Origin of the sequence: Streptomyces sp. NPDC101393 (assembly GCF_044767385.1) — a bacterium.
Taxonomy (GTDB): domain Bacteria; phylum Actinomycetota; class Actinomycetes; order Streptomycetales; family Streptomycetaceae; genus Streptomyces.
Genome location: NZ_JBIWNU010000006.1, coordinates 68,856 through 87,201, shown reverse-complemented (window position 1 = coordinate 87,201; position 18,346 = coordinate 68,856). Strand labels below are relative to the sequence as shown.

Genomic DNA, 18,346 nt, shown 5'->3' with positions numbered 1-18,346 from the left:
CTACGCTCCCTGGTGGGTTCGGGGCTTCGTTCGGCCTGCGTCACCCATCTGAACGGTGCGGCCGGCGCCCAGGTCACGCCGGCCGTCCAGCAAGGGCGTGCTCATCGCCGGCTCCGGTCGCCGTCCCTGCCGGCCCGGCGCCTGCCGCGGCCATCGGTCGTACGGGTGCCGGGGCCGGTGGTGCCGCGTGGTCCGCGGGGGCGGGAGGTGGCGGCGCGGGCCGCCCTCCGTCGGGCGCCGGACTGCGGCGGCCCCTCGGTGGTCGGCGCCGGACCTCCACCGGCTTCGGTGGACTCGTCCGTGTGGTGTTCGCGCAGGCAGCGGCGCAGTGGCTCGGGGTCGAGTCCGTCGTTGACGGCGCGGTACAGCAGCTGGGCGAAGAGGTAGTCGGGGTCGGTGCTCAGGGCGCGTCCGAGGGCGACGCGGGCCGAGGGACCGTCATCGGTGGCCCAGCAGACCCATCCGGCGAGGGTGAGCGGTGCCGCGGCGTGTTCGGCGAAGCCGCCCGCGCAGCGGCGGGCGAGCGCCCGCCAGAGGCGCAGGGCCGCCGCACCGGCACTGCCGTCCATCCATTCCGCGGCCCGGTCCCGGGTGACACGGTCCTGGAGACCGAGGATGAGGTCGGCGGCCTCGCCGTCGGTGATCAGCGCGTCGTCGCAGGCATCCCTGGCCCGGTTGCTGCCCGAGGGGGTGTCCTGCCGGAACCGGTGGACCATCGCGCCGGCCAGGTCAACGGTTTCCCGGCGGACGGCTGCTGCTCCGTCGGCCCTGAGCATGCGCGGGACGAGCGCGGACGCGGCCGTGTCCAGGGCCTTTTCCTGTTCGGCCGCGCGGCGGCCGGTGCGGGGCGTGAGGCGCGCCTCCATCTCCTTGAGCGAGCCGCGTACCTGCATTCCCGCGTACGCGGCGGCCGCGGCCATCACGGAGGTGCCGGGCAGGGCCAGGGGTGTGCCCTCGGCGGGGCAGCAGCGGAAGTCCGGGCAGCAGTAGGACCAGTAGCGGCTGTTGGAGAGGCACAGGGCTTCTAGGACGGGAACATCCAGGGCGCCACAGGCGGTGCGCAGTCGTTGGGCGAGGGGGCGGAGGCGGTCCTTGACGTCCTTGCCGCTCTCCCCTGCCGCCGGCTCCTGGCACAGGAAGATGAGGATGCCGTCGGGGCGGCTGTCGCGTTCGTTCCCGGCCGACACCAGGCAGTCGGCGAGCTGGTCGGAGACATCGGGCCACTGGGTGGGGTCCGTCGGGATGCCGAGCCTGACCCGGCCGCCGAACCTGCCCCGTGCGCCGTGGAGTGCCACCAGCACGATGCTGTCGTCCGGGTAGAAGCCCATGAGATACGGGAGGGCGTCGGCGAGTTCGGCCGGGCCGCGCAAGGTGACCTGGGCTTCCGCGGGCGAGTCCTCCGGGCCGTCGGAGGAGGGGGCGGGCGTGGTGGGAGTGGCGTCGGCGGCAGGGGTGGCGGGCATGGCGGGATCGTGTTCGGAGCCGGGAGGGTTCGGCGGGATGGCGGCCACCGGCGGATCGGCGGCGGGCCGCGCGGCGGGGGTGCCGGAGGGATGGGCGGCGTGGGTGCGGGGACCGGACGTGTCGGTGGGCCGGTGATCGGCCGCGCGCCGGTCGGCAGCGGGCCGGTCGGCGGCAGGCCGGTCGGCGGGGTGGCGGTTGGTCGAGTGGTGGCTGGTGGGCTTGCGCGGTTCGCTGTGCGGATTCATGGCTCGAAGATCCCGCGACCGGCCGCTCCGCCGCGACCCCTGTGGATAACTCGCGGGTGACGCCAGTTATCCACAGGTCCTCGTTGTCCACAGGTTCCGGCGGTGGTTCGCGCGTTGTCAGTGGCATCGGGTTGCATGGGGGCATGAGCAACGAAGACCTGCGTGCCGCGGCCGATGCCGTCCTGACCCGACTCGTCGGCGATCCCAGCGGTAAGGCCCGGCTCCGCGAGGATCAGTGGCGGGCGATCGAGGCGCTGGTCGCCGACCACCGCCGCGCCCTCGTCGTGCAGCGCACGGGCTGGGGCAAGTCCGCGGTCTACTTCGTCGCGACGGCCCTGCTGCGCGAGCGCGGCAGCGGGCCGACCGTGATCGTCTCCCCGCTGCTCGCGCTGATGCGTAATCAGGTCGAGGCCGCCGCGCGGGCCGGGATCCGCGCGCGCACGATCAATTCGTCCAACACCGAGGAGTGGGACACCGTGCAGGCCGAGGTGGCGGCCGGCGAGGTGGATGTCCTGCTGGTGAGCCCCGAGCGGCTCAACAACCCCGATTTCCGTGATCAGGTGCTGCCCAAGCTCGCGGCGGCCACCGGACTGCTGGTGGTCGACGAGGCACACTGCATCTCCGACTGGGGCCACGACTTCCGGCCGGACTACCGCCGGCTGCGCACAATGCTCGCCGATCTCCCGCCGGGTGTGCCCGTCCTCGCCACCACCGCCACGGCCAACGCGCGGGTGACCGCCGACGTCGCCGAGCAGCTCGGGACGGGTGAAGGCACAGCCGAGGCCCTGGTGCTGCGCGGGCCGCTGGACCGGGAGAGCCTGAGCCTGGGCGTGCTGCCGCTGCCCGATGCCGCACACCGGCTCGCCTGGCTGGCGGATCATCTGCACGACCTGCCGGGCTCCGGGATCATCTACACCCTTACTGTCGCTGCGGCCGAGGAGGTCACGGCGTTCCTGCGGCACCAGGGGCACACGGTGTCCTCGTACACCGGCAAGACGGAGAACGCCGACCGCCAGCAGGCCGAGGACGATCTGCTGGCCAACCGCGTCAAGGCGTTGGTGGCGACCTCGGCGCTGGGCATGGGGTTCGACAAGCCCGACCTGGGGTTCGTGGTGCATCTGGGCTCCCCGTCCTCCCCCATCGCGTACTACCAGCAGGTGGGCCGCGCGGGCCGTGGGGTCGAGCATGCCGAGGTGCTGTTGCTGCCGGGCCGGGAGGACGAGGCGATCTGGAAGTACTTCGCGTCGCTGGCGTTCCCTCCCGAGGAGCAGGTGCGCAGGACGCTGGACGTGTTGGCGGCTGCGGGGCGGCCGGTGTCGCTGCCGGCCCTCGAACCGCAGGTCGAGCTGCGCCGGTCGCGTCTGGAGACCATGCTCAAAGTGCTCGACGTGGACGGCGCGGTGCAGCGCGTCAAGGGCGGCTGGACCTCCACCGGCAGACCGTGGACGTACGACACCGAGCGCTATGCGTGGGTGGCGCGGCAGCGGGCGAGCGAGCAGCAGGCGATGCGGGACTACGCGACGACCACGGGCTGCCGGATGGAGTTTCTGCGGCGGCAGTTGGACGACGAGGCCGCGGTGGCGTGCGGGCGCTGCGACAACTGCGCGGGGGCCCGGTTCTCCCCGGAGGTGTCCTCGGCGTCTTTGGACGCGGCGCGTGGCGATCTGGGACGCCCGGGGGTGGAGGTGGAGCCGCGTCGGATGTGGCCTACGGGGCTGCCGGCCGTCGGCGTCGACCTCAAGGGGCGCATCCCCGCGGATGAGCTGGCCGCGACCGGACGGGCCCTCGGCCGGCTGTCCGACATCGGTTGGGGCAATCGGCTGCGGCCGATGCTCGCACCGCAGACACCGGACGGCCCGGTCCCCGACGACGTGTCGTCCGCGGTGGTCAGGGTCCTCGCCGACTGGGCCAAGGGGCCCGGTGGTTGGGCCTCGGGCGGGGCGGACGCACCGGCCCGCCCGGTGGGCGTCGTCTGCCTGGGCTCGCACAGTCGCCCGCAGCTGATCCGGTCGCTGGCGGAGCGGATCTCCGCGGTCGGGCGGATGCCGTTCCTCGGAACGGTGGTCTCGGTCGACGAGGCGGAGAGCAGGATTCCGCGCAGCAACAGTGCCCAGCGCCTGCGGGCGCTGCACGCGTCGCTGAGCGTGCCGCCCGAGCTGGCGCAGGCCCTGGCGTCGGCAGGCGGTCCGGTGCTGCTGGTGGACGACTTCGCGGACACCGGGTGGACGCTGTCCGTGGCCTCCCGGCTTCTGCGCCGGGCGGGCGCCGACGGGGTGTATCCGCTGGTCCTCGCCGTTCAGGGTTAGGGGGGCACGCCGCGAGGTGCGGTGCCAGGCGGCACGGACCCATCGTGCCCGGCAGACGTCACGCCCTGAGGGCGGTTCCGGTTCGGAAGCGGCCGAAGAGGGCGTTCGGGCTTCGCCGGGCAGCGCGGCGGGCAGGAATATTGACGGCGCACCGGGCGATTTCGGGTCGTGCGCGCGAATTGCTCGTTGCCGCACGGGGGTACGGCCGCGAGAATTGGAGTCGCATCCCCGTACCAGGCCGTCCGCGGTCAGGCAGGGCCATGCCGCGGTGCGCTCGCGCCCGGCCGCTGCCCGACGCGTGGACGCGTCGACGAAGGGAGGATCGTGGCCTTCGGCTTCCCCCCGCCCGCAAAAGCGTCCTTGCCCGCGTCCGCCGATTCGGCCGCCCGACTGGGGCGGATGCTGGAGCTCTCCGAGTGGGCTTCGGCGGGTATCCCGCTGTTGCGCAATCCTCGTGAGGTCGTCGCCGGCCTGCACGATCGTCATGTTCCGCAGCTGTCGACGGCCGTCGTGGCCGTGCTCGATCCGCAGGAGCGGGTGACTGCCAGCGCGTCGTTCACCGAGCCGTCGGCCGTTCCCGACGGCTGGGAGTTCCGCAATGCGCTGCTGGCGCATCTGCGCCGGGTGATCCCGCATGATCTGCGACTGCGGGCGCCGGTGCGGACCGCCGTACTTCTCTACTGCCGTGCGGGCGACCCTCGTTGGACGGAGGCGGACGGGGCGTGGATGTGGGGGCTGCGCGATGCATGCACTCTGCACGGGCTGCGGTGCGGGGCGTACATCACACTGACCCACGATCGCTGGCAGGTCCTCGGGGAGGACAGGGGCGGGCGCCGTCCCCGGCCGGCCCCGGTGGCGTCGCCGGGTTCGGACCCGCGGCGTACGGAGCCGACCCGCGCGCGCTCCGTTGGTACGACGGGAGACCCCTCAGGGAAGGATGACCAGCCCGGCACGCGGGAGTCCCGGGCCCTTCCGCCCTCCGTTCCCGCACCGCGCGTCCCCCCGGGCCGCCAGGACGGTCCGGACCCCTCGGGCAGCGGGGGCCGGGTGGCGGGCGTGGTCCGGCAGCGCACACCGGAGGCATCGCGACCGTCGCCGTCACCCCAGCCTTCACCACAGTCCGCGCCGTCACCGCTGCCGTCGTCGTTCCCATCGACGTTCCCGTCGGCCGAGCAGCAGCGGAGCGGCAGCCGGGACGCGCCCCGGCGTTCGGGGGGCGGCGCGGCTGAGGCGCAGCGGCACACGGCTGCGCGCTGAGGGACCGGAGAGGGGCGGGAAAGCGCCCAAGGCGTGCCTCTACTGATACGGAGGATCCCGGTCCGATGCCACACGGCCCTCAAGTAGGGCGCGACGGCTCCGGGTACACCGACAGACCCGACCGGCCTGTACGGCCGGCGGGCTGTTTCGAGCGGTGTGGGTCAGGCGTTCGCGCCGAGCACGGTGTTGATCCGCTGCGGGTCACCGCAGACGATCAGCAGCGTCCCGGCACGGGCCATCGCCGCGGGCAGTACCTGCGCGGTGACCGCGTCCGAACCACCGTTGAGGGCGACGACCACGACGGGCCGCCCGGTGGCACGCTCGGCGCCGGCGTCCGCGTAGAACACGTCGTCCGCGGCGTCATGTTGGGCCCAGTAGGCCCCCTCACCGAAGGACAGCTCGTGTGCGGCCCACGGGTGGGGGTCGCCGGTGGTCAGCACCAGGATCTCGCCCGGCGCGCGCCCGGAATCCAACAGCAGATCGACGGCCTCGTCGGCGGCGTCGACGGCGCCACCGGCGGGAGCCGGGATCAGCTGGAGCTGGGCTCCGGCCGGGGCTTCAGCATTGCCGGCAGGCAACTGGGAGCCCGTGCGCTGTGCCGGCGGAGCGGCGACAGGCCCACGCGGCGGGGCAGCAGGTCCGGGCTTGCCCGGACGGACACCGGCCGCGGGAGCGCCGCGCGGAGGTGCGGGGCGGGGACCGGGACCAGGAACGGGACGGGGGGTCGGCGCGGTGCGGCCGGCGGCCGGAGTAGCGCGGGGACCCGGGACACTCTCGTGAATCTGAGGCTCCTCGGGGATGAGAGGCATAAAGGGATGTCTATCAAACGTACGTGCGGGACATGTCAGCGGGTACCGCTTTTTGTCCCGCACCGCTCAGAAGTCGAAGCCGAGTTGGCCACCGGCTTCCAGAGCGGCTGCTTCTGGGGTGATGCGCACCTTCTTCAGATGCCGCCACCGGGGCAGCGCGTCCATGTAGGACCACGACACCCGGTGGTGCGGCGTGGGACCGTACTCCTCCAGGGCGATGCGATGGGTCGGCGAGGGGTAGCCGGCGTTGGCCGCGAAGTCGAAATCGGCGTGTTCCAGGCCCAGTTCGGCCATCATTGCGTCGCGTCGCACCTTGGCGATCACGGACGCCGCAGCAACCGCGATACAGGACTGGTCGCCCTTGATGACCGTGCGGACCTGCCACGGCGCGCCTAGGTAGTCGTGTTTGCCGTCGAGGATGATCGCGTCCGGGCGGACCGGCAGCGCATCCAGGGCGCGCACGGCTGCCAGACGTAGTGCCGCTGTCATGCCCAGGGAGTCGATCTCCTCGGGCGAGGAGTGCCCCAGAGCGTACGAGGTGACCCACTCGCCGAGTACGCCGCAGAGTTCGGTGCGGCGCTTGGGGGTCAGCAGCTTGGAATCGGTGAGTCCGGCGGGCGCCCGGCGCAGGCCGGTGACGGCTGCGCAGACGCTGACAGGACCGGCCCAGGCTCCGCGCCCGACCTCGTCGACACCTGCGACGATCTTGGCGCCCGTCGTGGCGCGCAGTGATCGCTCGACGGTATGGGTGGGAGGCTCGTACGGCATGGCGCCAGCAAGGGTACGCCTATTCGGGCCGGCCGTCCGCACCGGATCGGAACCGGGTGCGAACGCGCGCCCCCGGCACGGTGGTCCGCCCTGGCGTACGGGCACCAAGTGGCCGTGCTCTCCCGCCCGTTGGAGCGCCCGCGGATCCGGTCAACCGGCCGGGGCGGGGGCCCAGGACGGCAGGGGCTCGGTGTGGTCCAGCCATGCCTGGGGCGGGGTGCCGCCGCGGCTCGCCGCGACGATGCCTCCGACGATGGCGCAGGTGGTGTCCACGTCACCGCCCGCCTGAGCCGTGGCCCAGAAGGCGTTCTCGTAGTCGCCGAGGTGGCGTGCCGCGGCCCAGAGGGTGAACGGCACGGTGTCGTGGGCGCTGGTGCGCCGCCCGCAGCCGAGCACGGCGGCGACGGTGCCGGAGTCGGCGTAGTCGAGCATGTCCCGGGCCCGGCGGAGCCCTGCCTGGACGGCGCTGCGCGGGATCAGCTCCATCACGCCGTCGAGCAGCGCTTCGGGGCCGGTGTCGCGGGACGGGTCGGCCACCAGGGCGGCAGCGGCGGCGACGGCCATGGCGCCGACGACGGCCTCACGGTGCTGATGTGTGGTGTACGCCGAGATCTCCGCCTGGTGGATGGCCTGCTCGGGGTCATCGGCGTACCAGGCGCCGAGGGGGGCGATGCGCATCGCGGCGCCGTTGCCCCAGGAGCCCTGGCCGTTGAAGAGTCCGGACGCCAGCTCGCGCCAGTCGCCGCCCTCGCGGACCAGCCGGAGCATGCGGTTGACGGCCGGGCCGTAGCCGCGGTCGAAGTCGTGGTGGTCGGCGAAGGAGCGGGCGAGCGCGTCCTGGTCGATCCGGCCGTGGGTGACGAGCACGGCCAGGACGGAGCAGGCCATCTCGGTGTCGTCAGTCCACTGCCAAGGCGCGGGCGGCAGTGCGCGGCGCTTGAGGGAGGGGTAATGGGCGGGGACGAAGAACTGTGATCCGAGGGCATCGCCCACGGACAGTCCGCGCAGGCTCGCAAGGGCCCGCGCGCGGCGGTCTGCGTCACGGAAGTCGGCGGTCATCGGTGTGCACTCTAACCGGTGGCCCCATAAGGCTCGGGTTCACACCAGCGCTCAAACGGCCGGTCGAGGGAATAGCGCCCGTCGCCGCCGAGCAGCAGGGTGCGCCATTCGGCGTTGCCGGGGTTGGACAGTGATTCGAAGTCCGCGACGGTCCAGTGGAACCACCTCATGCAGAACAGCCGCATGGTGAGGCCGTGCGTGACGATCAAGACGTTGGGCGGGTGGCCCGGGTCCTCGAAGCTGCGCCAGAGACTTTCCAGGAACGCCCCGACCCGGTCGTAGACGTCCGCTCCGGACTCGCCCTGCGCGAAGCGGTAGAAGAAGTGGCCGTAGGCGTCGCGGTAGGCCTTCTGGAGCCGTACGTCGTCCCGGTCCTGCCAGTTCCCCCAGTCCTGCTCGCGCAGTCTCGGCTCTTCCCTGACGCGGACCTTGTCCGGGTCCAGGCCGAGCTTCCGGAAAGTCTGGTGGGTGCGGCGGTAGGGCGATACGTAGGCGGAGACCCGTTCGGCGCCGAACATCTCGCGCAGCGGGGCACCGGCCTCCGCGGCCTGCCGCAGGCCGTTCCCGGTGAGGCTGAGCGCGTGGTCGGGTTCCCGTTCGTACACGGTGTCGTCGACGTTCCCCTCCGACTCGCCGTGGCGGATGAGAACGATGCGTCGGGGCCGGGCCATGCCGCCACCCTAGGCCGCCCGCCTTGTCCATGTCGCACGCTGCCGAGTCGCACGCCGTGAGCGGCGGGCCACCTCGGCCACCTCAGCAGCCTCGGCCTCCGCCGGGGCACGAGGCCGGCAGGCCGACCCTGACGCGGGAGCCGGAACCGGAGCCGGAGCCGAACCCACACAGGGCGATGGCACCGGGGAGCGGTGTCGGTCAATGGGCGGCGAGGGCGGGGCGGCCGTCGCGTATCTCGTAGGTGCGGCCGGTGAAGCGGCGCCGCAGGAGGCGGTCGTGGGAGACCAGGACGAGGGCACCGGGCCAGGTCGCCAGCGCTTCCTCCAGTTCTTCGACCAGGTCCAGGGCCAGGTGGTTGGTCGGCTCGTCGAGCAGCAGCAGGTCCGCCGGGCGGGCCAGCAGCCGGGCCAGGGCGAGCCGGCGCCGCTGGCCTGCGGAGAGCGCCCCGACGGGGACCGTCAGATCGCGCTCCCGGAACAACCCGAAGGACAGCAGCAGGGCGGCCAGCTCCTCCTCGGCCCCGGTCAGCCTCCGGCGGAATGCTGCCAGCAGCGTCTCGTCCGGGCGGGACACCGGGATTTCCTGAGCGAGGAAGCCGATCCGTCCGCGCAGCCGGACGGTGCCGCTGTCCGGCGCGGTCAGGCCCGCCAGGACCCGGAGCAGGGTGGTCTTGCCCGCGCCGTTGGCGCCGTGGACCAGCAGTCGTTCCCCGGCGGCCACGGTGAGGGAGTCCACGGCCAGCCGCTGCCCGACGCGCATCCCCTCGAGGTGGGCGAGGGTGCCCTCGGCCTCGCCGGTGCCCGGGGACGCCCGGAAACGGAGCGGGTCGGGCGGACGCGGGACGGGCTCCGCCCGGAGTCTGCGCAGCCGCTCCTGGGCGTTGCGCACCCTGCTGGACACGGACGACTGGACCCGGCCCTTGTCGCGGTCGTACGCCATCTTGTTGCCGTCCTTGATGGCCCGGCCCTGCGCGACGGCGTGTGCCGTCACCGCCGCGGAGCGGGTGAGCTGAGTGATCTGCTCGCACCATTGGGCGTGCTCCTGCTCCCAGCGACGGCGGGCCGCGGCCTTGGCGGCGACGAAGGTGCCGTAGCCGTCGCCGTAGCGCAGGACGTCGCGGCGGTCGGCGTCGACCTCGACGATCGCGGTCGCGATGCGCTGGAGGAAGAGCCGGTCGTGGGAGACCGCGAGGACGGTGCCGCGATGAGCGATCAGGGCGTCCTCCAGCCACTCGAGGGCCGCCTCGTCGAGGTGGTTGGTCGGCTCGTCGAGGAGCATGACCTCGGGAGCGGCGGCGATCAGACAGGCGAGCCCGAGTCGCGCCTGCTCGCCTCCGGAGAGGCTGCCGAGCAGTCGGCCATGCCCCACCTCCGCCAGCCCCAGGCCGTGCAGGGCCTTGTCGACACGGGCGTCGGCCTCATAGCCGCCACGCAGCTCGAAGAGGGTGAGCAGATCGCCGTACTCGTCCAGGCCTCCGGCACCGGCGGAACCCAGGTCCCGCTCCAGATCCCGCAGGCGGTGTTCCATCGCTCTGAGGTCTGCCAGGGCGGCGTCGATCGCGTCCTGGACGGAGTGGTGCGGCGGCAGGTCGGGGGTCTGGCCCAGATATCCGATACCGCCGTCGGCGTGGGCGGCGACCTGGCCGTCGTCGGGCTGCTCCGCACCCGCGATGAGGCGCAGCAGCGTCGACTTGCCTGCGCCGTTCTCCCCCACTATCCCGATGCGTTCGCCGGGGCGGACGGACAGGGAGACGCCGTCGAGGAGCAGTCGGTCGGCGTAGGACTTGGTGATGCCACGCAACGAGATCTGGGTGGGCAAGGCGAACCTCCGAACGGGATGCCCGGACACGCGGAATGCGGCGTGCGGACTACCGATCAAACAAACGCAACGACTGTTGCGTTACGATGATGATGACACGCGGATCCGACCTAACGCAACTGGAGTTGCAATTGACTGCCGAGACTGACCGAACGGACGGGAAGGACAACGCCGCCAGGGCGGACCGGGCCGACAGAACGAGCAGGGCGGGCACGGCGGACCGTCCAGCCGACGCGTCCGGAACAGGGACCGGATCAGAGGCAGCAGCGAAGCCCGGAGCAGGAGCCGGAGCCGGCGCGGCAGCGGAAGCACCCGGCCCCGGCACCCGCCGCCCCGGCGGCCGTACCGCGCGCACCCGGGCAGCCGTCCGCGACGCCGTCCTGACCGGCCTCACCGAGCACGGCTATCCCGGCCTGACGGTCGAATACGTCGCCGAGCACTCCGGCGTGCACAAGACGACGCTCTACCGCCGCTGGGGGGACGTCGAGGGCCTCGTGGCCGACGCGCTGGATCTGGCGGGCGAGGACAGCTGGCTCCCCCCGGACACCGGCTCCCTGGCAGGTGATCTTCGCGCCCTCGCCCGCGAGGTGGTCGAGTCCTTCACCGATCCGGCGGTGGCCGTGTCGGGCTCGGCGATGATCGCGGCCGCTTTCCAGTCGGAGCGGGCCGCCACGGCCCTGCGCGCCTATTACGCCGAGCGGTTCACCCGCTGCGAGGCCATCGTCGAGCGAGCCATCGCCCGCGGGGAGCTGCCGAGCGGCCCGGCCGCGGCCGACCCTGCCCCGCTCGACACCCCCACTCTCGACGCCGGCGCGCTGGTGCGGTCCGTCTCCGCGCCGCTCTTCTTCCGGCTGTTCATCACCCGGGAGCCGGTCGACGGCGCACTCGCCGACCAGGCCGCCGCCGCGACCCTGGCGGCCACCCGTGCCGGGGCGTTCGGCGTTCCGGGCCCGGCCGCGCCGCCCCCCTGCGGCCGCGCCTCCTGAGTCCGCCCCTCACACCCGCCCCCACACGAGCCTCTCGCACCCGCCGCTCACACCGTCCACGACGGTTCGAGCTGGACCACGTCCCCCGCGATGGCCCGTACATCGGCACCTATCTGCGCTCGCAGCGCCAGCCGCTCCACGCGTTCCGGGCGGTACTTCCCGCGTTCGGCCGCCGACTGCCACAGCGACAACACCAAGAACTCCTCCCCCGGAGCCCGCCCCAGCATCCCCCGCAGCATTCCTGGTGACCCGGCCATCGCCGGGTTCCAGACCTTCTCCTGCATCAGCATGAAGTGATCCACCCGGTCCTGCCGCACCTGGCAGTGCGCCAAGCGCAGCACGTCCGCATCGCCGAACGCCGGCCGGAAACCCACCTTCACGTCAAACTCGTGCTCGAAGAGGCGCACTTGGGAGTCTTTGAACGTGCCCACCTGGGCGGCCGCCAGCCGGTCGTGCGAGCGCGCCATGAAGGAGTCGTAGAACGCCCGGCTCTCCCAGAAGGCCACCAGGTGCGCGACCCCGGGGCGACCGCGGCTCCACCCCCCGCACTGCCCTCGAAATCCCGGCTCACCCAGCAGCCCCGCCCATTTCCGCTGCCCCCGCTCGAACCCTCGACGGTCCACAACGGTGAGGCGAATCCACTTGACCAGCACCGCGCCATCGTACGGCCCCGAGTGGCCGGGATCACTACGCGTCACCCACCGGCCACCCTGAACTCACCTACGGACGCGGGTCGATGGGCGTCAGCACCCCGAGTCGCCGCTCCACCTCCTCGGCCGCCTCCAAGCACAGATCCTCCCGGTAGGGGCGCCCGATCAGCTGCACCCCACAGGGGAGCCCGTCCACGACCCCGGTGGGCACGGCCACCGCCGGCACGCCGGCGAAGCTGGTCGCCGTGCACAGCCGCAGCGCGTTCTGCACCCGCTGATAGCTCTCCGCGTCGCGCACCTCCTCCCCCGGCGCGAACGGCAGATCCGTGAACACCGGGGCCAGGACCAGCGGATACTCGTCCAGGAACGCCGCCCAGTCCCGCTGGATGCCGAGCCGTACGCCGGTCAGCCGCAGATACTCCGGCAGGTCCACCGGGCCTCCACCGCGCTCCATCCCCCACTCGACATAGCGATGGCCGCCCTCCCCCAGCAGGGTTCTGACCACCGGCCAGGTGGTGGCGAATTCGGTGAGCGTCATCCGGCCGTAGACCTCCAGGGCATCGTCCAGGCGCGGCACATCGGCCACGTCGCACACCTCGTACCCGGCGTCACGCAGTGCGTCCGAGGCGCTCTCCACGGCCTTGCGCACCACAGGGTGCACACCGCGCCCGCCTGGGTCCGTCACCATCGCCACCCTGAGCGGACGGTCCAGCGGCTCCCCGTAGGCGGGCACCGGCACCGCCCTCGGGTCGCGCGGATCGGCGCCGGCCAGCACCTCGTACGCGAGCCGCAGATCATCGACGGTGCGCGCCAGCGGCCCGTCGACCACCAGCACTTGAGAGGCGAGGGAGGGATCGTCCGGCCCGAGGCGGTGATCCGCGGCGAACCTCCCGTAGGTGGGCTTCAGTCCGGCGACGCCGCAGAAGGAGGCGGGGAGGCGTACCGATCCCCCGGAGTCGTTGCCGAGCCCGATCGGCACCATGCCGCTCGCCACGGCCGCGGCGTCCCCGCCACTGGTGCCGCCCGGTGTGACGGCCCCGCTCCAGGGGTTCGCGGTGTCGCCGAAGAGTTCGCTGCGGGTATGGATGCCGGCGAGGATCAGGGTCGGCATGTTGGAGTGCCCGATCGGGATGGCTCCCGCCGCACGCAGCCGGGAGACCGGGGGCGCATCGGAGCGCGCGATGTGGTCACGGAACCGCCGCGCGCCGTACGTCGTCGGGACGCCCTCGACGGCGGTGCTCTCCTTGACGCTGAACGGCACACCCGCCAGGGGCCCCAGCCGGGCGCCTGCCGCGCGCCTGCGGTCGGTGTCCGCCGCTGCCGCACGCGCCTGTTCGGCGAGCAGCTGCGTCACGGCGTTGACGGCCGGGTTGACCTCGGCGATCCGGCCCAGATGGCTCTCCACCAGGTCGGCCGCCGTCACGTCCCCCTCGCGTACGGCTGCCGCCTGGGCGCGGGCCGTCATCCTCCACAGCGCGTTCCCCATGACCTCACCTCTCTCTGGCACCCCGGGGGCGTCCTTTCCTGACGCTTCCCGGGCGTTCCGATGCGCTTGCATCACTTCGGCATCGTAACCTTGTTACCGATACGCTCGCATCGAATAAACGGAGTACGGCATGCCCAAGCAGGTCGACCACGAGAGCCGGCGCCGGCAGATCGCCGACGCCGTCTGCCGGCTCGCCGACGAGCGCGGCCTGGAGGGCGTCACCCTCCGCGATGTGGCGGCGCGCGCCGAGGTCTCCATGGGGGCGGTCCAGCGCTGCTTCCGCACCAAGGAGGAGATGTTGGTCTTCGCCCTCACCCACATCGGCGAGCGGGTCGCCGCGCGGGTGACGTCCCGGCTCGTCGAATCACCGGCCCAGTCGGCCCGTACGGCACTGGGGCACGCCGCAACCGAGGTGTCGCTGCTCCGGGAGGAGCACCGTGCCGAGGCCCGGGTATGGCTGGCGTTCGTCGCCCAGGCCGCGGTCAGTCCCTCCCTGGCCGAAATCCTGCGCGCCAACTACGCGGAACTGCAGACGGTGTTCAGCCGGCTGGTCGGCGAGGCCGCCACCGGCGCCGACCCGGACCGTGAGGCCCGCACCCTCCTCGCCCTCACCGATGGCCTCACCTCACATGTCCTGATCGGGCACCTCTCCTCCACTGCGGCGCTCGATGTGCTCGACGGCCATCTCCACCGCCTCTGGGGCGAGTCGGTGAACTGATCACCTACGGGCCGGCGCGCAGGGGCGAGCCGACGAACCGGGCCCCGCGCCCCGTCAGGCCCACGCGCGCCCGCGGTGCACCACCCCCGTACCAACGGCGCGATCCAGCCAGCCCCCCCGCCCAACCCGGCCTTCTCTCACCGCACTTCACCCCACCCGGCGGGGCGTCCGGCGTGGCACCATGGTCAACCAACGGGAAGTCCTGGAGTGTTGCCCGCCTGACCACGTGGGCGAGCCGCGTCCCTCCAGGAAGTCCGCGGCTGCCTGCCGACGACGGGGACCCCTCTCCCGCCCCTCGGCAACAGGCCGGACCGGCAGTCGGGCCGTGCGCGGAGCCGTTCCGTGCGCCCCGGTCCGACGCATTCGAAGGAAGGGAAGCCCGGTGAGCACGCTCAACAAAGGGATCGAGAAGGTCGAGGTCACGCTCAAGTGGGACCCCAGTCCCCTCGGCGAGCCGGACAACGACCTCGACATCATCGCGGCGACATACGAGGCGACGGCGCCGCACGGCGAGCCGTCCTACCTGGTGCACTTCGACAGCCGGTCGCCCGACGGCACCATCACCCTCAACCGGGACAGCCGCACCGGCCAGGGGTTCGGCTTCGACGAGGTCATGACGCTGGAACTGGACCGGCTGTCCGACACCTACACCCGGGTCGTCGTGGGTGTCGCCATCCAGCAGGGCGAAGGGCGCAAGGTCTTCGGCGACATAGCGCACACCGGCGTACTGATCCGCGAGGGGCACACCGACCTGGCGGAGAACGACTTCACCGAGGTCCCGGACGCCACCGCCGCGACCGTGGCTGAATTCGCCCGTGACGAGACGGGCGAATGGCGCTTCCGCTCGACGGTCCGCGGGTTCGACACGGACCCCAACGCGTTCGCCGGGCTGATGGGCGCCTGACCGACGTCCGCCGGACGGCGGCGGAGCGGCGCGTTTCCGCCGTGGAACCGCCGACGAATACGGAGTGAGGAGGGGAGACGCCGCCAGGAGTGGCGCCTCCCCTCACGCACACCGACCCGCACGAAGCAGGCACACCAACCCGGGCCACACCCGCCGTCGCGGCCGCCTGCTGCCTGCTGCCTGCTGGAACCGGAAACGCCGGAGCGGGGACCGACACGTTCGTCGGTCCCCGCTCCGGCCAGGCGCTCATGGCCTGAACTGCACTATCCGTACGGTTCGCGGCGCCGCATCATCCGTGCGGCACGACCCGTCGGGGTTCGTCAGCTGCAGCCGCTGGTCGAGCCGCAGCCCTCGCAGAGGTAGCAGCTGCCGGCCCGCTGCATCTTCGTGCCGCAGGAGAAGCAGAGCGGCGCGTCGGCGTTGATGCCCAGCTGCATCTCGACGAGTTCGGCGTTGGTGTGCGCCTGCTTCGGCGCCGGCACGGCGGCCTCCTCGACGATCTTCACCGCCGGGGTGTCCTTCTGCGGCACCTCGGGGGCGAGCGGCGCGGACTGGGCCAGGCCCTCCACGTCGACCTCGTCGTTCGGCTCGTACGAACCGGTGTCGAGGTGACGCTGGCGCTCCTCGACGGAGTGGATGCCGAGCGCCGAACGGGTCTCGAAGGGCAGGAAGTCCAGCGCCAGGCGGCGGAAGATGTAGTCGACGATCGACTGCGCCATCCGCACGTCCGGGTCGTCCGTCATACCGGCCGGCTCGAAGCGCATGTTGGTGAACTTCGAGACGTAGGTCTCCAGCGGCACGCCGTACTGGAGGCCCACCGACACCGCGATGGAGAAGGCGTCCATCATGCCCGCGAGGGTCGAGCCCTGCTTGGACATCTTCAGGAAGACCTCACCGAGACCGTCATCCGGGTAGGAGTTGGCGGTCATGTAGCCCTCGGCGCCACCCACGGTGAAGGAGGTGGTGATCCCCGGGCGGCCCTTGGGGAGGCGCTTGCGCACCGGGCGGTACTCGACGACCTTCTTCTCCACCGGCGCCTCGGCCTTGACGGCCTCCGGCTCCTTCTTCTTGGCGGAGAGCGGCTGGCCGACCTTGCAGTTGTCGCGGTAGATCGCGAGTGCCTTCAGGCCGAGCTTCCAGCCCTCGAAGTAGACCTCCTCGATCTCCTCGACGGTGGCCGTCTCCGGGACGTTGACCGTCTTGGAGATCGCACCGGAGAGGAAGGGCTGCGCGGCGGCCATCATGCGCACGTGGCCCATGGCGGAGATCGAGCGGACACCCATGGCGCAGTCGAAGACCTCGTAGTGCTCGGTCTTCAGGGCGGGGGCGTCGACGACATTGCCGTGGTCGGCGATGTGGGCGACGATCGCCTCGACCTGCTCGGGCTGGTAGCCGAGCCGCTTGAGCGCCTTGGGGACCGTGTTGTTCACGATCTGCATGGAGCCGCCGCCGACGAGCTTCTTGAACTTGACCAGGGCCAGGTCCGGCTCGACGCCCGTGGTGTCGCAGTCCATCATCAGGCCGATGGTGCCGGTCGGTGCGAGCACCGACGCCTGGGCGTTGCGGAAACCGTTCTTCTCGCCCAGACGCAGCACGTCCTGCCAGGCCTCGGTGGCCGCCGCCCAGACCGTGGTGTCCAGGTCGTCGGCGCGCACGGCGCTGCCGTTGGCATCGGAGTGCTGCTTCATGACGCGCTTGTGGGCGTCGGCGTTCCGGGCGTAGCCGTCGTACGGGCCGACGACCGCGGCCAGTTCGGCGGAGCGCTTGTAGGAGGTGCCGGTCATCAGGGAGGTGATGGCACCGGCCAGCGCGCGGCCGCCGTCGGAGTCGTAGGCGTGACCGGTGGCCATCAGCAGGGCGCCGAGGTTGGCGTAGCCGATGCCCAGCTGGCGGTAGGCGCGGGTGGTCTCACCGATCTTCTCGGTGGGGAAGTCCGCGAAGCAGATGGAGATGTCCATCGCGGTGATGACCAGCTCGACGACCTTGGAGAAGCGCTCGGCGTCGAAGGACTGGTTGCCCAGGTCGTCGGCGCGGAGGAACTTCAGGAGGTTGAGCGAGGCGAGGTTGCACGAGGAGTTGTCCAGGTGCATGTACTCGCTGCAGGGGTTGGACGCGGTGATCCGGCCCGACTCCGGCGAGGTGTGCCAGTGGTTGATGGTGTCGTCGTACTGGATGCCGGGGTCGGCACACGCCCACGCCGCTTCCGCCATCTTGCGGAAGAGACCCTTGGCGTCGACCTCTTCGATGACCTCGCCGTTCATCCGGCCGCGCAGGCCGAACTTCGAGCCGCTCTCGACGGCCTTCATGAACTCGTCGTTCACACGGACCGAGTTGTTGGCGTTCTGGTACTGGACGGACGTGATGTCGTCGCCGCCCAGGTCCATGTCGAAGCCGGCGTCGCGCAGCGCGCGGACCTTCTCCTCCTCCTTCACCTTGGTCTCGATGAAGGCCTCGACGTCGGGGTGATCGACATCGAGGACGACCATCTTGGCCGCGCGGCGGGTGGCGCCACCGGACTTGATGGTGCCGGCGGAGGCGTCGGCGCCGCGCATGAAGGAGACCGGTCCCGAGGCGTTGCCGCCGGAGGAGAGGAGTTCCTTGGAGGAGCGGATGCGGGAGAGGTTCAGGCCGGCGCCGGAGCCGCCCTTGAAGATCATCCCCTCTTCCTTGTACCAGTCCAGGATCGACTCCATGGAGTCGTCCACGGAGAGGATGAAACAGGCGCTGACCTGCTGCGGCTGCTTCGTGCCGACGTTGAACCACACCGGCGAGTTGAAGCTGAAGACCTGGTGCAGCAGCGCGTACGCCAGCTCGTGCTCGAAGATCTCGGCGTCCGCCGGGGAGGCGAAGTAGCCGTTGTCCTCGCCACCCTTGCGGTACGTCTTGACCACACGGTCGATGAGCTGCTTGAGGCTCGACTCACGCGTCGGCGAACCCACCGCGCCGCGGAAGTACTTGCTCGTGACGATGTTGACCGCGTTCACCGACCAGAAGTCGGGGAACTCGACGCCACGCTGCTCGAAATTGACCGAGCCGTCGCGCCAGTTGGTCATGACGACGTCACGACGCGCCCACTCCACCTCGTCGTACGGATGCACGCCGGGGGTGGTGTGGATGCGCTCGATGCGCAGACCCTTGCTCGCCTTGCTGCCCTTGGCGCGGGAGCCTCGTGCCGGGCCGCTCGTCGTCTCTGTCATTCCGCCT

13 protein-coding genes and 1 pseudogene are annotated in these 18,346 nt (G+C 71.8%); 5 read left to right on the top strand and 9 right to left on the bottom strand.

What is annotated here, in order from left to right; translation table 11 throughout:
* Positions 1 to 101 precede the first annotated feature (101 nt).
* On the bottom strand, positions 102 to 1,709 hold the full coding sequence (locus ACIRQ7_RS20240; RefSeq protein WP_404264029.1) for a DUF4192 domain-containing protein: 1,608 nt from the start codon (positions 1,707 to 1,709) through the stop codon (positions 102 to 104).
* Positions 1,710 to 1,852: 143 nt separating this feature from the next.
* Here ACIRQ7_RS20240 and ACIRQ7_RS20235 point away from each other — a divergent pair, with 143 nt between their 5' ends.
* Both ACIRQ7_RS20235 and ACIRQ7_RS20230 read left to right on the top strand, forming a co-directional pair.
* Entirely contained in the window at positions 1,853 to 4,015 is a 2,163-nt protein-coding gene (locus ACIRQ7_RS20235; RefSeq protein ID WP_404264027.1) for a RecQ family ATP-dependent DNA helicase, read from the top strand.
* 324 nt (positions 4,016 to 4,339) lie between these two features.
* A pseudogene (locus tag ACIRQ7_RS20230) lies at positions 4,340 to 4,888 on the top strand (hypothetical protein); the annotation flags it as partial.
* A gap of 545 nt (positions 4,889 to 5,433) precedes the next feature.
* On the opposite strand, the gene ACIRQ7_RS20225 reads toward ACIRQ7_RS20230, so the two are convergent.
* From ACIRQ7_RS20225 to abc-f, 5 genes are all read right to left on the bottom strand, one after another.
* Positions 5,434 to 6,081 (bottom strand): hypothetical protein, encoded by a 648-nt coding sequence (locus tag ACIRQ7_RS20225; protein ID WP_404264026.1) that lies wholly within the window; start codon positions 6,079 to 6,081, stop codon positions 5,434 to 5,436.
* Positions 6,082 to 6,147: 66 nt separating this feature from the next.
* Positions 6,148 to 6,849: a ribonuclease HII gene (locus ACIRQ7_RS20220; RefSeq protein ID WP_401471355.1), complete on the bottom strand. Its 702-nt coding sequence runs from the start codon at positions 6,847 to 6,849 to the stop codon at positions 6,148 to 6,150.
* Between the two features lie 150 nt (positions 6,850 to 6,999).
* A complete protein-coding gene (locus tag ACIRQ7_RS20215; protein ID WP_404264025.1) occupies positions 7,000 to 7,908 on the bottom strand; it encodes an ADP-ribosylglycohydrolase family protein in 909 nt (302 codons plus the stop codon).
* Positions 7,909 to 7,919: 11 nt separating this feature from the next.
* Positions 7,920 to 8,579, bottom strand: coding sequence for a histidine phosphatase family protein (locus ACIRQ7_RS20210; protein ID WP_404264024.1), 660 nt, complete (start codon positions 8,577 to 8,579; stop codon positions 7,920 to 7,922).
* A gap of 199 nt (positions 8,580 to 8,778) precedes the next feature.
* Positions 8,779 to 10,398 carry a ribosomal protection-like ABC-F family protein gene (abc-f, locus tag ACIRQ7_RS20205; RefSeq protein WP_404264022.1) on the bottom strand — a complete coding sequence of 540 codons (1,620 nt, stop codon included), beginning with the start codon at positions 10,396 to 10,398 and terminating at the stop codon, positions 8,779 to 8,781.
* Positions 10,399 to 10,529: 131 nt separating this feature from the next.
* Here abc-f and ACIRQ7_RS20200 point away from each other — a divergent pair, with 131 nt between their 5' ends.
* Positions 10,530 to 11,384 carry a TetR/AcrR family transcriptional regulator C-terminal ligand-binding domain-containing protein gene (locus ACIRQ7_RS20200; RefSeq protein ID WP_404264021.1) on the top strand — a complete coding sequence of 285 codons (855 nt, stop codon included), beginning with the start codon at positions 10,530 to 10,532 and terminating at the stop codon, positions 11,382 to 11,384.
* A 47-nt stretch (positions 11,385 to 11,431) separates the two neighbouring features.
* Here the strand turns inward: ACIRQ7_RS20200 and ACIRQ7_RS20195 are convergent, their stop codons facing one another.
* Together ACIRQ7_RS20195 and ACIRQ7_RS20190 are read right to left on the bottom strand one after the other, a co-directional pair.
* The gene (locus tag ACIRQ7_RS20195; RefSeq protein ID WP_401471369.1) at positions 11,432 to 12,037 is read right to left on the bottom strand and encodes a YdbC family protein; all 606 of its coding nucleotides are present in this window, start codon (positions 12,035 to 12,037) and stop codon (positions 11,432 to 11,434) included.
* Between the two features lie 67 nt (positions 12,038 to 12,104).
* Positions 12,105 to 13,520: an amidase gene (locus tag ACIRQ7_RS20190; RefSeq protein ID WP_404264019.1), complete on the bottom strand. Its 1,416-nt coding sequence runs from the start codon at positions 13,518 to 13,520 to the stop codon at positions 12,105 to 12,107.
* Positions 13,521 to 13,650: 130 nt separating this feature from the next.
* On the opposite strand from ACIRQ7_RS20190, the gene ACIRQ7_RS20185 reads away from it, so the two are divergent.
* On the top strand, positions 13,651 to 14,238 hold the full coding sequence (locus ACIRQ7_RS20185) for a TetR/AcrR family transcriptional regulator (RefSeq protein WP_404264017.1): 588 nt from the start codon (positions 13,651 to 13,653) through the stop codon (positions 14,236 to 14,238).
* A gap of 382 nt (positions 14,239 to 14,620) precedes the next feature.
* Entirely contained in the window at positions 14,621 to 15,142 is a 522-nt protein-coding gene (locus ACIRQ7_RS20180) for a TerD family protein (protein WP_401471378.1), read from the top strand.
* A 320-nt stretch (positions 15,143 to 15,462) separates the two neighbouring features.
* On the opposite strand, the gene ACIRQ7_RS20175 is transcribed toward ACIRQ7_RS20180, so the two are convergent.
* Positions 15,463 to 18,339 (bottom strand): vitamin B12-dependent ribonucleotide reductase, encoded by a 2,877-nt coding sequence (locus ACIRQ7_RS20175; RefSeq protein ID WP_404264015.1) that lies wholly within the window; start codon positions 18,337 to 18,339, stop codon positions 15,463 to 15,465.
* Positions 18,340 to 18,346: the final 7 nt, after the last annotated feature.